The sequence below is a fragment of the Serratia sp. JKS000199 genome (assembly GCF_900215455.1).
In the GTDB taxonomy this organism is placed as follows: domain Bacteria; phylum Pseudomonadota; class Gammaproteobacteria; order Enterobacterales; family Enterobacteriaceae; genus Serratia; species Serratia ureilytica.
Map to the genome: position 1 here is coordinate 2,525,601 of NZ_LT907843.1, position 14,902 is coordinate 2,540,502.

General features: G+C 55.2%; 11 protein-coding genes. 1 reads left to right on the top strand and 10 read right to left on the bottom strand.

The genetic code is table 11. The annotated features are described in order from the left end of the window. The 9 genes from vgrG to CPH57_RS12165 form a co-directional block, all read right to left on the bottom strand. Nucleotides 1–2,262 carry a type VI secretion system tip protein VgrG gene (gene vgrG / locus CPH57_RS12125; RefSeq protein ID WP_004935351.1) on the bottom strand — a complete coding sequence of 754 codons (2,262 nt, stop codon included), beginning with the start codon at nt 2,260–2,262 and terminating at the stop codon, nt 1–3. 64 nt (nt 2,263–2,326) lie between these two features. Continuing rightward, on the bottom strand, nt 2,327–4,912 hold the full coding sequence (tssH, locus tag CPH57_RS12130; RefSeq protein ID WP_033643660.1) for a type VI secretion system ATPase TssH: 2,586 nt from the start codon (nt 4,910–4,912) through the stop codon (nt 2,327–2,329). Nucleotides 4,913–4,928: 16 nt separating this feature from the next. Beyond that, complete coding sequence (gene tssG / locus CPH57_RS12135; protein ID WP_046687388.1) at nt 4,929–5,957, bottom strand: type VI secretion system baseplate subunit TssG; 1,029 nt, start codon at nt 5,955–5,957, stop codon at nt 4,929–4,931. After that, a complete protein-coding gene (tssF, locus tag CPH57_RS12140; protein WP_096242379.1) occupies nt 5,950–7,791 on the bottom strand; it encodes a type VI secretion system baseplate subunit TssF in 1,842 nt (613 codons plus the stop codon). The genes tssG and tssF overlap by 8 nt, the downstream gene beginning before the upstream one ends. An 11-nt stretch (nt 7,792–7,802) precedes the next feature. Then, nucleotides 7,803–8,249: a type VI secretion system baseplate subunit TssE gene (locus tag CPH57_RS12145; protein WP_015378391.1), complete on the bottom strand. Its 447-nt coding sequence runs from the start codon at nt 8,247–8,249 to the stop codon at nt 7,803–7,805. A gap of 81 nt (nt 8,250–8,330) precedes the next feature. Further along, nucleotides 8,331–8,855, bottom strand: coding sequence for an Hcp family type VI secretion system effector (locus CPH57_RS12150; protein WP_004935369.1), 525 nt, complete (start codon nt 8,853–8,855; stop codon nt 8,331–8,333). Between the two features lie 231 nt (nt 8,856–9,086). Further along, entirely contained in the window at nt 9,087–10,613 is a 1,527-nt protein-coding gene (gene tssC / locus CPH57_RS12155) for a type VI secretion system contractile sheath large subunit (RefSeq protein WP_033643662.1), read from the bottom strand. Next, nucleotides 10,610–11,167, bottom strand: a complete 558-nt coding sequence (gene tssB, locus CPH57_RS12160) for a type VI secretion system contractile sheath small subunit (protein ID WP_033643663.1) — start codon at nt 11,165–11,167, stop codon at nt 10,610–10,612. Before tssB ends, tssC begins: the two co-directional genes overlap by 4 nt. A gap of 24 nt (nt 11,168–11,191) precedes the next feature. Continuing rightward, entirely contained in the window at nt 11,192–12,157 is a 966-nt protein-coding gene (locus tag CPH57_RS12165) for an ImpA family type VI secretion system protein (RefSeq protein WP_033643664.1), read from the bottom strand. Between the two features lie 1,609 nt (nt 12,158–13,766). Between CPH57_RS12165 and CPH57_RS12170 the strand changes: the two genes are divergently transcribed. Further along, a complete protein-coding gene (locus CPH57_RS12170; protein WP_033651807.1) occupies nt 13,767–14,201 on the top strand; it encodes a DoxX family protein in 435 nt (144 codons plus the stop codon). A 65-nt stretch (nt 14,202–14,266) separates the two neighbouring features. Here CPH57_RS12170 and CPH57_RS12175 read toward each other — a convergent pair whose 3' ends face one another. Beyond that, a complete protein-coding gene (locus CPH57_RS12175; RefSeq protein ID WP_033643666.1) occupies nt 14,267–14,899 on the bottom strand; it encodes a helix-turn-helix domain-containing protein in 633 nt (210 codons plus the stop codon). Nucleotides 14,900–14,902: the final 3 nt, after the last annotated feature.

Genomic DNA, 14,902 nt, shown 5'->3' on the forward strand with positions numbered 1-14,902 from the left:
TTAGTTTTTGCTTTGCATCCCGACTTTTTTCAAATCGACGCCGGTCTCGGACAGTGACGCGCCGGTATAGCTGATCGACACCCCTGTCGTGCTGGTGCTGCTGCCGGTATTGCTGACGCTGCTGCCGGTATTGCTGACGCTGCTGCCGGTGCTGCTGACGCTGCTGCCGGTGGTGCCGACGCTGCTGCCGGTGGTGCTCACGCTGCTGCCGGTGGTGCTGATGCTGCAGCCGGTGGTGCTGGTCGACGATCCGGTGGTGCTGATGCTGCAGCCGGTGGTGCTGGTCGACGAGCCGGTGGTGCTGACGCTGACGCCGGTAAAGCTGGTGCTGCTGCCGGTCTGGCTGGTGCTGACCGTGGTGTAGCTGTTGCTTTCGCCGGTCATGCTGTTGCTGATGCTGGTGAAGGAGTTGCTTTCGCCGGTCATCGAGTTTGATACGCCGGTGCAGCTGGTGCTCTGCCCGGTGAACGAGGTGCTCAGCCCGGTGAACGAAGTGCTCACGCCGGTAAATGACGTGCTCACGCCGGTGAACGAGGTGCTGACGCCGGTAAACGAGGTGCTCACGCCGGTGGCGGTGAGGCTGACGCCGGTCATCGACGCGCTGACGCCTTTAATCGAGGCGTCAAACCCGGTAATGCTGAAGACGTAATCCTTGTAAGAGACGTGGTTGGTGAACCAGTCGGTAAAGGTGCGGCGGATGATGTCGAACTTGTCCATTCCCACCTCGGTGGCCTGGTTGCGCTCCACCGTGGTTTGCAGATCGCGTTCGGCATGCAGCATGACGCGTTCGTTGTTGCGGTTGTCATCGAAGGTCAACTGGCTGGCATGCTGCGGCTTGCCGAAGCGCAGCGAACGCGACACCATGCCCGAGTAGTTGATGTATTCAGGTAACTGATAAGGCGGCGGGTTGTCGCCGTTATACACAATCCCGGTCACCATCGGACGATCGAGATCGCCGTCGACATAGGTCACCAGCACTTCCTGACCGACGCGCGGCATGGCGATCACGCCCCAGCCTTTCCCGGCCCAGGCCTGCACCACGCGGATCCAGCAAGAGCTGTCTTCCTCGGTGGTTTTGTAGCGATCCCAGTGGAAATGCACGCGGATGCGCGCAAATTTGTCGGTATGCACTTCGGAGTTGGGCGCGCCGACCACGGTGGCGCTCTGGATGCCCGGCATCTGCGGCTTTGGCGTTTCGCGCAGCGGGCGGAACGGCACGTCGTCGTTCAACGCATTGAAACGGCAGGTGACGTTGCGGCCGTCGCTGCTGCTGTCCGGGCCGTCTTGCACGAACACATAGTCGCAGCGAGTCAGCTTGAAGCGGCGATTGCGGTTGGCGTCCGGGTGCAAAATCAAGGAGAAATCCTTGCCGGCCATCAACCCGACGGCGTTGCTCTCGCCAAACAGCAGATGGCCGTCGCTTTGCATTTCTTCAAGGCGCAGCCGCGCCAGGTTTTCACCGCGTTCGGTATCCACATAACCCGCCGCGTAGTCGTACCACTCCAACGGGGTGTTCTGCAGGCCGAGGCGGCTCTCTTCCACCTTGGTTTGCAGGTTCTTGCGCGGGTTCTGGAAGTCGAAGTCGCGCAGCACGATTTCATTCGGGCGCACTTTGCGTGAACGCTGGATGCGCTGGATCCCTTCGCGGATGGCGCGGTTTTCTTCGCTGTCCGGCATGAACGGCAACACGGCGTAACCGAAATCCAGATCGTCGAAATTCTGCCGGTCGGTGATCACCAGCGTGTGTTTATCCTCGGCGTGATCGAAGTAATACCAGATGCCTTCGTCTTCAAGCAGGCGGCTGATAAACGCGAAATCCGTTTCGGAAAACTGCACGCAATATTCACGCGTCGGATAAGTGCCTTGAATATCCAGACGGTAGTCGGCAAAACCGTAGCGCGAGAAGATTTGCTCGATGATGTCGAGCACGTTCAAATCCTGGAAAATGCGGCTGTTGCGGTTCTGCATCAAAAACCACAGCCAGGTGCTCAGCTCCAGCTTATAAACGAACTTATCCTGATGCTGCCCCGAATCGGAGGCGCCGATCACGTAAGCGTAAAACGGCCGCGCGCCGAAATCCGGCCTTTCTATTTGAATGCTGATCCCTTGACCCAGCAGAGATTCATAATCAACGTCCGCCTGTTCACATTCGAATTCGAGCGTATATTGCGAGTTGCTCGACAACCCTTCTTTGGTGGTGAAGCTGAGTGGAAACGCATTTAATTCGGCTAACACCGGGTTATCAATTTCGATTAAAGGCATAACAACCTCTCTGATCCGATATCGAACCCCGCCCCGCGTTTGCGGGCCGGCGGCAAATTAAAAATCAGTCGAAATAAACACTTAAACTATCGTTCTCGACCATGAGTTGGATATTCTGCAGTTCCTGTCCCGTCCGTTTGCGCTGCAGCACTTCATTGCTGATGGGCGGCAAAATCGCCTGCTGCAGCAGCGACTCGACCGCTCTGCCGCGCGAAGGATGGGCGCTGATGCGTTTGGCTATCCAGCCTGGAATGTCGCCTTCCAGCACCAGCGACACGCCCACTTCTTTGTGCAAACGCTGTTGTAAACGCGAAATCTGTTTGGTGGCGATATGGGTTATCGCTTCGGTAGAAAGCGGCACGTAGGGAATGACGTTCATGCGCGCCAACAGCGCCGCCGGGAAGAAGCGCGCCAGCACGTCATGCAGCATCGGCCGCAGCGCTTCGGTTTTCAGATCCGGCGTTTCCGCCAGCGTCGCTTCTATTTCGCCGGCGCCGATATTGCTCGTCATTAAAATGAAACACTGGCGGAAGCTGATCATGCGGCCCTCACCGTCTTCCATCACGCCCTTGTCGAAGACTTGATAAAACGCCTCGTGGATATCGGGATGCGCCTTGTCGAATTCGTCGAGCAAGACGATGGAATAAGGTTTGCGGCGCACCGCCTCCGTCAACTTGCCGCCCTTGCCGTAGCCGACATAGCCCGGCGGCGCCCCTTTCAGGGTGGAAACGGTATGCGATTCCTGAAACTCGCTCATATTGAAGACGATCAGGTTATGCGCGCCGCCGTACATCGCCTCCGCCAGCGCAAACGCGGTCTCCGTTTTGCCGACGCCGCTCGGGCCGGACAGCATGAAAACGCCCAATGGCCGATCGTGCGCCTGAATGCCGGCGCGGGAGATGCGCACCGCCTGCGCGATTTCATCGATCGCCGTCTGCTGGCCGAATATCTGGCGGCTCAGCAGTTGGTTGAGATTGAGCGCATTGTCCAGATCGCTTTGCAGCATGCGGCCGGTGGGGATGCCGGTCCAATCCGACAACACCTCCGCCACGACGCGGTCATCCACCCACGGATACACCAACGGCAGGCCGCCGTCTTGCAAGGCTCCCAGCTCGGAGGCCAACTGCGGCAAGCGCTCCGGCGACTGCCGCTCCGCGTCGAGCAAGGTGGTGACCGCCTGTTGCTCCTGCGCCTGCCGCTGACGCAGCGCATCCAGTTCACCTTCCATATCGCTGAGGGTCTGCTGCAATTCAGTGATGCGGGTGAGCGCCAGATCGTCGAATTTGCTTTCCTCCTGCAGGCCGTTCATTTCGGTGCGCTTCACCGCCAACCCGGCCTCGAGCGACTCGATTTTTTCAGGCAGCGCATGCTGGCTCAGCGCCACCCGCGCGCAGGCGGTGTCCAGCAAGCTGATGGCTTTATCCGGCAGTTGCCGCGACGGCAGATGGCGCAGCGACAAATGCACCGCCGCCTGCAGCGCCGACTCACGGATCTTGACGCTGTGGTGCTGCGCAAAATGCGGGGCGATGGCGCGCATCATGTTCACCGCATTCTCTTCGTCGGGTTCAGAAACCAACACGTACTGGAAACGGCGCGTCAGCGCGGCGTCCGGCTCGATGAACTGTTTGTATTCCGACCAGGTCGTCGCCGCCACCATGCGCAGCGCCCCCCTGGCCAACATCGGTTTCAACAGGTTGACGGCGTCGCCGGTGCCGGCCTGCCCGCCGGCGCCCACCAGCGTATGCGCCTCGTCGCAAAACAGGATCACCGGCACCGCCGAATGCGCGATGGCGTCGATCAGCGCTTTCAGGCGCGATTCGAATTCGCCCCTCATGCTCGCCCCGGCCTGCATGCGCCCCAGATCCAAAGACAGCAGCCGGGCGCCCTGCAGCAGCGGCGGCACCTGCCCCTGGGCTATCTTGCAGGCCAGCGCTTCCGCCACCGCCGTTTTGCCGACCCCGGCTTCGCCCACCAAAATCGGGTTGTTCTGCCGGCGACGCAGCAAGATGTCGATCACCTGGCGCAGCTCCGCTTCGCGGCCAATCACCGGGTCGATTTCACCGTCGCGCGCCTGGCGGGTCAGATCGGCGCACCATTTATCGAGAATATCGACCGTCTCGGACGCCTCCGGCGCATCGCCGTGGGCGCTGTAGACCTCTTCTTCCTCTTCCTCATGCTCGACGGACTCCGCCAGAATCGCCGGATAATCGTCGAACAGCTGCGGGATCGGCAGTTTTTTGAACTCGTCGCTCAGCCGGTACAGGCTGCGCTGCAACGTGGGATCCTGCAGAATGCCGACCAAGATATGAATGGTGCGCACCCCGCCGGACGGCGTTTCGGCGAGCTGGCTCATCAGCAGCCCTCTTTCCACCACCGTTTCCAGTTGCGTCGACAGGTCCACCACCGCATTCGTCCGGTTAGGCAAGGTATGAAGAATGCGATCCAACGCATCGCTGATGCGCTGACTGTTGATGGCGTAGTGCGCCAGGATCATCGGCAAGTCGCCGCGTTCCTTGTCCACCAGGACTTTCAGCCAGTGTTCCAGCTCCACGTATTCGTGCCTGAAGGTTCGGCACAGCTTGGTCGCTTCGACGAACGACTGATAGGCAAAGTGGCCCAATCGCGAAAAAAGACGTTCTCGTTGATACACCTTAAATTTCCTTATATTAAGTTGTTGATTGATAAACCAGCTGCCTAAACGTCCCTGTCTTAGGTTTCAGCCAGCTGTCTTTACTCAGCGACTTGCCGCCCAGCTGCGCCGCCATGCCCGGCTCCGTGGCAATCAGCAGGCTGACATCCAGCATCAGCTGATGGCTCGTAAAGTCATGACAGATGCTCACCAACGCCTGCAGCCGCCTGCTGCCGCGCTGATACTGCTGATACTGCGGGGCCCCCAGCGGGCCGATCTGAATATGCGCGCCGTACTGGGCATCGAAAAAGCGGCTGCCGATGCGCGTGCTGCCCAACTTGCCCAGCTTTTGGCTGCCGCTTTGCTTGCCGTCGTCGATCCACTTGGCGTAGCGCGGCGTAATCGTGATGGGAACGGCGAAATAGGCCGCCAACATCTTGTTGAGCTGCCGCAGCGAGCGGCGACCGGGCAGATAAGTGCCGGGGTACGCCTCGCGCAGGCGCTGGATATGCGGGTTCACCGTCAGCGCCGTATCGACGCCCACCGTCTGGCGCAAATGGCGCAAGAACGGGTTTTTGTCATCGTCATGCTCATGGCCGATCATCGCCTTCAGCTGCGCCCAGGCCCGGTAGTGCAATACGGCGAAGCGCTGGCTGACGATGCCGACGAACTGCTGGAACGCCTGGTTGCGTCTGGCGATGACTTCGGTGCGCGCGTGCTCGGTCACATGGATCGGCAGCGGGCCGTAGGGGGCGAACATGCCGAAATGCCGCGCCTGAATCAGCACTTGCTTAGGGCGCTGCACGATAGAGGCGATTTCACGCGAAGCGAACGCCATATCCGCCGGCTGGGTAATGCAGAGCCTTTCGCGGCTGCGATCGTTGGAGACGCCGAGCCGCGGCGCATCCGGCTGCGCGCGTTCGATACGCCGCAGCAGCTCGAAAAAATCCTGTCGATTGGACAGCCCGCGGATTTCGGCCTGGCCCGCGCTTTCGCTTTGCGCCCCCGGCGTCGGCGCCGGCTCCAACGAGAGCGCCGTTTCACGCATCAACGACATATCAGCCATAGTAGAGCGCCCCCCAGTCGGCGTGGGTTTCCCCATCCAGCAACAGCTTCATGCTTAACGTTTGGTTCAGGTCGCCGTATTGGCTCAACGCGTGGTGCAATATTTTGCCGAACAGATAGGCGCCGTGGTCGGCATGATGGTTGGCGCTTAAGTTGACGGCGATCTCGGCTCCGCGGATCCAGGCCAGCGGCCCCGGCCCCTGATTGCGTTCGAAATGGTGCTCCACCCAGGCGTTTTTAATGCTGGCGATGCGCTTGCGCTGGCTGGAGTCATCCTGATGGCAGAACAACGACAGCCAGTCGCGCAACAGCGCCGAACAATCCTGAACGTCGGGGCGCGCATGGCGCAAAGGATTGGAGGCCAGCATCTGAATCGCCTGCCACGCCTGGCTGATGTTCGGCACCGCGACCGGGTTGCTCGGGTAGCGGACGATCTCCACCTGGTGGATCGGCATCGCCGTTTCCAGCTGGAAATGCGGCTGCTGAAGGTGCGCCGGCACCAGATGCCGTTCGCATACCAGCGCCTCGACGCTGAGCGACGTGATGTCGTCGATGTCGATGCCGCTTTTGCCCGGCGAGATGGCGATGAAGGTATCTTCGTTGGGCAGGTGCGGATTGTTGTACTTGGAGGGCGACGGCTCCCGGCGACGGTGCAGCGTATAACCGGCCGGCTCCCGCTCGCAGTCGTACTGCACGTCGGCCTGCAGTGAAGAGAAAATCACCGGGTTGCCGTCGGGCAGCATGCCTTTCACTTGTTTTACGCTGTGTATCTCATACAGCGAGGTGTTCAAACGATCGACCACCAGCTGGTGCTCCGTGCGCTCATCCGTCAGCAGCACCGGCGAGCAATGGCGGCGATACAGGTTGATGACCGGGGTCGCGAAAAGATGAAAATCCCTGGCGTTGACGCGACCGATCAGAGTGAGTGGGCGTTGCTCCAGCGCGAACAAGATCTCGAACTCGTGAACGCGTTCACATTGGCACAGAAAATCCTGCACGCCATGCAGCTCCAGGCTGAAGAAGCGGCTTGGCGCGGCGAAGTATTCGCGCATCAGCCGGTTGCCGGGCAGTTCCCCCACCACGGTGGGCAACAAGGCTTCTTCATCGCTGACGCCGCCCAGGCGCAAGCTGTCCGGCTGCAAGACTTTGACGATTGGCCGGTCGTCGCTTTTCGCCCATAGCACGATGCGCAAGGTGCGATTAAGCAACGCGGCCAGCAGTTGATTGGCCCGCACCGTATCTTCCGCCAGCGTCAGGTGCAGCGGCTCGAGATCCAGCTCCGAGACGGGAAGCACGCCGTGCGTCGTCAGGCATATCCTGACGTAGGCCGAGCAATCCTGCATGTGTCTGGCGGCGCCGTCAGGCAAATGGTGCGGCGGCAAAATCTCACATTCCGCCAGTGAAATCTCAACGGGCTGCACTTTAATATGCCGCGCCGTGGTGAACGTGGCGGGTTTGTTGTTCAGCGAGATATCGTTGAGGGTCATGCGGCTCCCGCGCGGCAGGTCAACCTGGCTGTGCCACTGGGGAAAAGAGAGATCGGGCTTAATCGCGACGGTAGCGATCGCGGGAACCGGCGTATACCACAGCGGCGCCAGGCGTGAGAGCATTTGCAGGGCAAATTCCGGCTGCTCATTGTTCAGCTTTTCCTGGATGCGGGTGCAAAGGAACGCGGAGCCCTCCAACAGACGCTCAACGAAAGGATCCAGCACGCCATCGATATGCATGCCTAAATGCTGGGCGACCTGGGGATGAGAAGAGGCGAACTGACGACCGGCCTCGCGAAAATAACGCAGCTCATCATTATATAATTGGAGAAAGCGCTCACTGAACATAGTCACCCCTATTAATCAAATACGTGTACGGCGCCACAGGAATAATCAAGAGCGATGCGCAAATTAACCAGCATTTCGTCACCCGGTAATGAGCAGGTGCCATAAATATCGAATAAAATCGCCAGCACATACGATTGGCGTTCATTCACTACAGGCACCACACGAATCGTTTTCGGATCCAGACGCGGCTCAAACGAAGTAATGATTCTTTGTATATGTCTCGCCAGCGTTAACGGATCGGTATTAATCGGTATGCGTTGGCTCAGCGACGGCAGGCCATAATTCAATACCGAACTTTCGCTGTGCGCATAATCATGAAGTTTCAAATCAGCGCTGCGCGATGCGTCATTCAGTAAAAATTCGATATCACGCACCAAAACACGCCGCCAATTATCGGCGCTGGCGCTTTGATGTCTCACGCTGAGCTTATCGAATAGCATGGGCAATGACGCTTTCATTTAACACCTCGCGATAAGGCTTATGTCTGCCCGCAATCGCTGCGGGCAGACAGCCTGCAATTAGTGTTGTGACATCAATGATCAGATACGGGCATTAAGCTTGAGGTCATACCCCGTCTTAATTACCGCACCCATGGAGCCATCATTGTTTTGCTCTTTGTACTCAACTTCGATACGTGCGAAATTCAGCTTGATAACGTCGGTTGGCAGCACGGTATCGATTTCAGTACCGATGGTGGAATTCAGCGGCATATTACCCACGGTCTTGAATGAGGAAACCAGGCAGTTGCTGAAGGTCACGGCAATGAAGTCTTGCTGACCCTGGCCTGATTTACGGCAAACAAGTTTTGCCTGAGGAATATGCTCGCCGGTGGCGCACATCAGGAACAGTTTCGGCGAAGCCTTATTGCTCACCATGCGAAACTCAAAGTCTTTCATCTCGACTTTGCCTGAACCACCGCCGCTCCCGAACCCCCAACGGCCGGCGTTTTCTTCCGCCCATTGCCAGGCTTGCAGCTGAATCCAGCCAGGGTAGGTTTGGTCGGGTGATTCACCATCAACACCCTCAATTTTCAAAAAATAGTCTACTAAAGCTTTCGTGCTCATTTTTTGTCTCCTTGACTGATAGGTCTACTTCGTTAATTGAAAAGTCTATTCAGATAAGTCGTTATATTGCCTACGCGATCATTGAAATAGCGACAATGAGAACCCATTAGCCATTAATAAATAGCAATAGCGTAAAAAACAGCGCCACTAAATTTCAATGAAATATCAATTCCCACCAACGCCATTTAATAATTAACGTCGGCAATATCCAAACCAATGACCAGCCGTAACTTATCTGCTCCCATCTTTTTTGGCTGACGGAAGTTTTGATACAAGTCGCAAGGACACGGTCATGCCTTCCAACTGGTAATGCGGGCGCAAATAGAAATGCGCGCGGTAATAACCCGGATCGTCTTCTACATCCTCAACGCGCACCTCGGCGGCGGCTAATGGACGACGCGCCTTGGTCGCCTCGGTCGAGACGGAAGGATCGCCATCGACGTAGTTCATCAGCCAGTCATTCAGCCACAGCTGCATATCGTCCCTGGACCGAAAAGAACCGATTTTGTCGCGCACGATGCATTTCAAATAGTGCGCGAATCGGCACGTGGCGAAAATATAAGGCAAGCGCGAAGACAGCTTGGCGTTGGCCGTCGCGTCGGGATCCTCGTATTTCGCCGGCGCGTGCATGGTGCAAGAACCGATAAAAGCGGCGAAATCGGAATGCTTGCGATAGACCAGGGGCAAGAACCCGGCGTCGGAAAGCTCTTGCTCGCGCCGATCGGAAATGGCCACTTCCGTCGGGCACGTCAGTTCATATCCGCCCTCATCGGATGGAAACGCGTAGGCGGGCAGTTCTTCCACCGAGCCGCCGGATTCGATGCCGCGAATCTTCGAACACCAGCCGTACTCATGGAACGCGCGGTTGATGTTGACGCCCATCGCATACGCCGAGTTGGCCCAGGAAAAATCATCATCCACATCCGGCCTGACGGACTCCTCGAAAGCGAACTCTTCGATCGGGTTGGTTTTCGCCCCATAAGGCAAACGCGACAGGAAACGCGGCATCGTCAACACCAGGTAACGCGAGTCGTTGCTTTCGCGCAGGCGGCGCCAGGACGCATATTCCGGCGTGGTGAAAATCTTGCCGATATCCCGCGGGTTGCCCAGTTCGTTCCACTTGCTCATCTGCAGCAGCGACGGCGACGCGGCGGAAATGAACGGACAGTGCGACGCCGCGGAAATTTTCGCCAACTCGGTCAGCAGCGTAACGCTCATCGGGCTGTGATCGAATTCAAAATCGCCGATGATGCAACCGAACGGCTCGCCGCCGAACTGACCATATTCCTGTTCGTAAATCTGTTTGAACACCGGGCTTTGATCCCAGGCGGAGCCCCGATAGCGGCGCAAATTGCGCGTCAGCTCATCCTGACTGATGTTCAACACCCGGATCTTGAGCGTTTCGCTGACGTTGGTGTTATCGACCAGATAACTCAGACCTTGCCAGGCGGACTCCAGCTTCTGGAACTCCTTGTGGTGCAAGATATTGTTCATCTGTTGCGAAAGCTGTTCGTCGATCTGGGCAATCAACGATTCAATGGTCAATACGACATCCTGACTGACCTTGACCTTGCCTTTATTGGCATATTCGGACAGCGTGCCGATAGCCCGACGAACCGCTTCCGAAGCCTCGTTCGTTCTGGGCCGGAATGAACGCTTGAGCAAACCGTCAAGCTCATTTTCCGTTTCCTGCGTTTCAACTTCAGCGACTGCCGTAGCCTGCTGCTTAGCCGAATAGCGTCGTTGCCTCGCTCTCATTCCTCATCTCCTTTATTGCCGGAATCCTGCACATCCTGTTCCGCATCCGCGACCGTTTTACGCGCATCCGTCACCAAACGATGCAGAAAATCGGGTTTCTCCAGCAGATTCTTCACCACTTCTTCCGCGCTGGATTTACCATCCATATAGGTGATCAGCTCCGTGAGATGTTCCCGGGCTTCAAGCAGGCGTTGCATCTGCGGAACCCGTTTGGCGATGGCGCCAGGCGTGAAGTCATCCATCGATTCAAACTCCAATTCCACGTCCAGCAACGCATCGTCTTCGCTCAGGGTGTTCTCTACGTAAAATTGCAGACGAGGCTTGATGGCGCGCATACGATCGTTGAAGTTGTCCTGATCAAAGGTCAGGAATTTCCGCTCTTCGATCGGCAGCAAAGGCTTTTTCCGATGCCCAGAGAGATCGGACATGACCCCCGTAACAAAGGGCAACTCCACTTTCTTTTGTGAACCGTAAAGCTCTACGTCATATTCAATTTGCACGCGCGGCGCGTTATTTTTACCGATAAATTTCTGAGAGCTTGAGTCCTTAGCCATTGGAAAACTCCTTTGTGATAAAAATTACTTCCCGGACAATTGATTTAACGAGGCCAGAGATTCCGGCAAAAGCTCCTCAACAATCGTCGCGAAGTCCATACCGATCATTTTTTGTGAACGTCGAATAAGAATGGGGGCCGGATGGCTGGGCTCATAGTTTTGGAAATAGTCCAAAACCTGATCCAACAGCAAGATGACATCCTGCCGGGAACGGATATATTTGCCGGGCATGGCGACAGGCGCGTCAGCATCCGGCGAGTCAATCTCCGCGTCATCCCGTTCAGCCGGCAATTCCTGCTGTTCCAGTGAAGCCAGCTGGCGGTTGAACTGTTTCAAATAGTCGCGCACCTGCCGGCAGTCCAAACGATAATCTTCGGCCTGCAGATTGGCGTAATTCTCGACGCGCTCCAGCGCATCGATTTCCAGCGCCAATTGCTCTTTCAGCGAAGGCAGATTTCTGCCGGCAAAATAACTGTCGGCTTGCCCCAGCACCTTTACCACCTCCGAAAAATGCAGGCTTTTGCCTTCCTGCTCGTCAAGCCGCATATTCAGCAGCTCGTCGGTGGTTAACGGCGTGTCGGGAAAAATCTTGCTGTTCTTGATTTCGTGCAGACAGGACGATGTGGCGAGCCACCCTAATGCGGCCGCATGAAAGCTGTCCGATGAGGGTTCCATATCCGCCTGAGGGAAAATGGTGGCGCCCTCCTCGGCATATTTGGCGTCAATATCCTTAATGCCCTGGTAGAAGGCCGAAAAACCGTCGATATGAAGATTGGCGCGCATAAACCACAGCACGACATGTAAATCGAAGCACTGTTCCAGCAACGCGGCAGACTGCTCGCGAATGGCGTGCCAATTGATATCACGCGCATTGTCTACGGCATTAAGCGGATCGGTTTGGCTGTCATATTCCGAAAGCGTGAATTCAATTTCACTGTATCGTGGATCAAATTCGACGCCATTCACTTCCGTTGAGATGACTTCATTCATGGCCTGATATCCTTTTCAATCAGCACTAGAAACATAAAGCCTAATAAAGCGGGCTTTTACGTTCGCCAGTCTTTCCCAGAGTCCTTTTAGCGTAAGTTAGTCGTCACCAAGCTCGCAAATTGTTTAGATGTATTAATATTAACAACAATAATAGATTGAACCTATCAATAGAATCACAGTGATCGGTTTAAACTATTTTACATTTACATATTTATTTTTTCCTTTTAAAATCAATAAATTGCAAACGATAATTATGCAAGCTAAGAATAGGAAAAAAATCAAAAACTGCCCTAAAAACAACGTTTCATCCTTGGTAGGATAATTCCAGTAATACCACTGGATACAAATAATTTAATTAGCAAATGATAACCACAGTAAATAGTGAAATTTTTTCATAAAACCATGACAGCCAGTCGTTTCTTGCAAGCGGGTAGCACGCAATGATCAATAGAAGACGATGGCAGTGTGACTTTCATTTCCAGCACTCAGTACTTACACATGCGAAACCTGGTGTGAAAATAAACAATTTGGCGAGAGTTTTGATTATTAATTTTAAAGCTAAAGCACAGATTAACATTCCGCCGTGGTGCACCGAATACCTATTGGTACACAAACAGCCTGGTGGATAAAGTATCGTTCTTTTATAGTTAACTCAGGGTAATGATCAGAATAATTTAAGATTCAATTCCCCTTCATGTGTGTTCTCATACGGCTTACCGCGGCAAAAGCACCACTGCAGTAAAGGGTCTCGCAGACTAAAGTGGCATTAGAGATATCATTTACTATAACCGCGAAATAACCACGTAAGCGCTGCAACGACAGTAACCGTGTTAAGACCAGCGATCTGTTCCATATACAAGAAATGTTTCCCTAACTGATAAGACCACTAATTTGATACTAGCAAAGGCAAACCCAATATCAAGAAAAAATATTATTTTTTTAATAAAAAAATAACAAATCAATATACATAAAACAAACAATTCAATAACTTAAAACAGCGCTGAATCGATTACTTTTACGCCAGGAAAAATAGTTCATGGAAATTTACACCCACTCATAACCCCCTCAGTCAATCTCACTCATTCTCTTCGGCATTGAATTGTCATCAAAAAATAAGAAAATCTATAAAAATAAAACCCGCCACTGGCCGTGCGTCCCACAGGATCAACTTTCGCAAGGCAAAATAAGCAAGATAATTCCCAATAAAAAGGCCGAAAAAAAGCGTTAATGATTTAGCGGTTCAAAATAAAAATAAAGGTAACTCTATTGGGTTATTAAAGCGAAAACGCGCACCTTTTCATTGCTGCAAAAAAACCTTATGAATCTTTACGTTGCCTGTCCTTTGACAATCATTGATGAAAACGCAAATCAGGTAGCCAACACATACAGAAAAGAGATGGGCTACGCGATGGGCCAACCCTGCCGATGACTTTTCTCATCCCCGGTTCGGCCCGTGCGCACAGGTTATTCCGCCTAAAAATCAGGCCGCATCGCCGGCCTCGTCCGGCGATTTAACGCCGAGCCCGCCGTTTTCCTGATCCAGAACAGCTTTCGCATTCATCCGACTGATATATTGATTGAAAATCATTCCTATTCAGGAGAAAAAGCCATGGTTAAGTCACTCAATGCGGCATTCACTCGCTTTTTTGACCACCCGGACGCAGGCAAATTGGCGCTCAGGCTAACCTTCGGCGGGCTGATGCTGTTTCACGGCGTCGCGAAAGTTCAGCATGGCGTCGGCTGGATCGCCGATGCGTTACAACAACAAGGGCTGCCCGCCTTCATCGCCTATGGCGTATATATTGGGGAGATCCTGGCGCCGATACTGATCGTTTTGGGGCTGTTCACCCGCCCCGCCGCAGGGGTTTACGCCCTCACGCTGGTGGTGGCGTTTTTGATGGTGGGCACCGGCAAGGTCTTCACCGTCACCGACGTCGGCGCCTGGGGCATTGAAAACGAACTGGTGTTCTTTATGGGTGGGGTCGCCATACTGCTGCTGGGCAGCGGGAAGTATGCCATCGCGCGCAATGAAGCCTATCGATAAACCGCGCTATCAACTATCAATAAGGAGGTTCCTGGTCTGAGCCTCCTCTTTATCTATAACGGCCATTAACGGTCGGCCAGCCGGTAAACCGGTACCTTGCGCGTCGTGCCGGTCAGGGTGTCGAAAATCTCCGTTTCCGCCGTCACGATCGTCATGCCGGTTTTTCTTAGCCTGCGCACTTCGGCGGCGATGCGCTGTATGCCGAACCAGAACAGTCCGTCCAGCGCCGTGACGCGCAGCCCCTGCTCCAGCGCCAGCTTAAGCCGCTCACGCGGCGCCTTGAGCGCCTTGGCGATTTCACGGTAGGGCAGCGCGTCCACGCCCGACGCCGAGGTTCGGTGAATGCGGGTCGACAGACCGTATTGGAAGGCCTCGGGCACGTCGCTTAAATCGCTCTTCAGGCTGTAAACGCAGCCAAAGCGCTTGCCGTTGAACACCACATTTTTTTGACTGATCGACAGCTCATCACGCAGGCCGGCAATCAGCTGCGGCGCCCGCACCAGCAATAAGCGAAACGGCAATTCGAAACTGGTCACATAGTCCACGTTGAGCAACGCAATGCGCAGGCGCTCTTCCGCGCCCGCCTGCGTCTGGCGACACTCGTTCAACACCTCGCTCCACTGGCGCGCAAGCCGCGGGGCTTCATCCAGCGGCGCGAAATGGTATTTCTCGATGTGGTAGTCGATTCTTTCGTTCATGTC

What these genes read in the sequence shown, in the direction of transcription:
- CPH57_RS12170 (WP_033651807.1), top strand. Translation starts at nt 13,767, where the DNA reads ATGGTTAAGTCACTCAATGCGGCATTCACTCGCTTTTTTGACCACCCG.
- CPH57_RS12165 (WP_033643664.1), bottom strand. Translation starts at nt 12,157, where the DNA reads ATGAATGAAGTCATCTCAACGGAAGTGAATGGCGTCGAATTTGATCCA.
- tssG (WP_046687388.1), bottom strand. Translation starts at nt 5,957, where the DNA reads ATGGCTGATATGTCGTTGATGCGTGAAACGGCGCTCTCGTTGGAGCCG.
- tssF (WP_096242379.1), bottom strand. Translation starts at nt 7,791, where the DNA reads ATGTTCAGTGAGCGCTTTCTCCAATTATATAATGATGAGCTGCGTTAT.
- CPH57_RS12175 (WP_033643666.1), bottom strand. Translation starts at nt 14,899, where the DNA reads ATGAACGAAAGAATCGACTACCACATCGAGAAATACCATTTCGCGCCG.
- tssC (WP_033643662.1), bottom strand. Translation starts at nt 10,613, where the DNA reads ATGAGAGCGAGGCAACGACGCTATTCGGCTAAGCAGCAGGCTACGGCA.
- vgrG (WP_004935351.1), bottom strand. Translation starts at nt 2,262, where the DNA reads ATGCCTTTAATCGAAATTGATAACCCGGTGTTAGCCGAATTAAATGCG.
- CPH57_RS12150 (WP_004935369.1), bottom strand. Translation starts at nt 8,855, where the DNA reads ATGAGCACGAAAGCTTTAGTAGACTATTTTTTGAAAATTGAGGGTGTT.
- CPH57_RS12145 (WP_015378391.1), bottom strand. Translation starts at nt 8,249, where the DNA reads ATGAAAGCGTCATTGCCCATGCTATTCGATAAGCTCAGCGTGAGACAT.
- tssB (WP_033643663.1), bottom strand. Translation starts at nt 11,167, where the DNA reads ATGGCTAAGGACTCAAGCTCTCAGAAATTTATCGGTAAAAATAACGCG.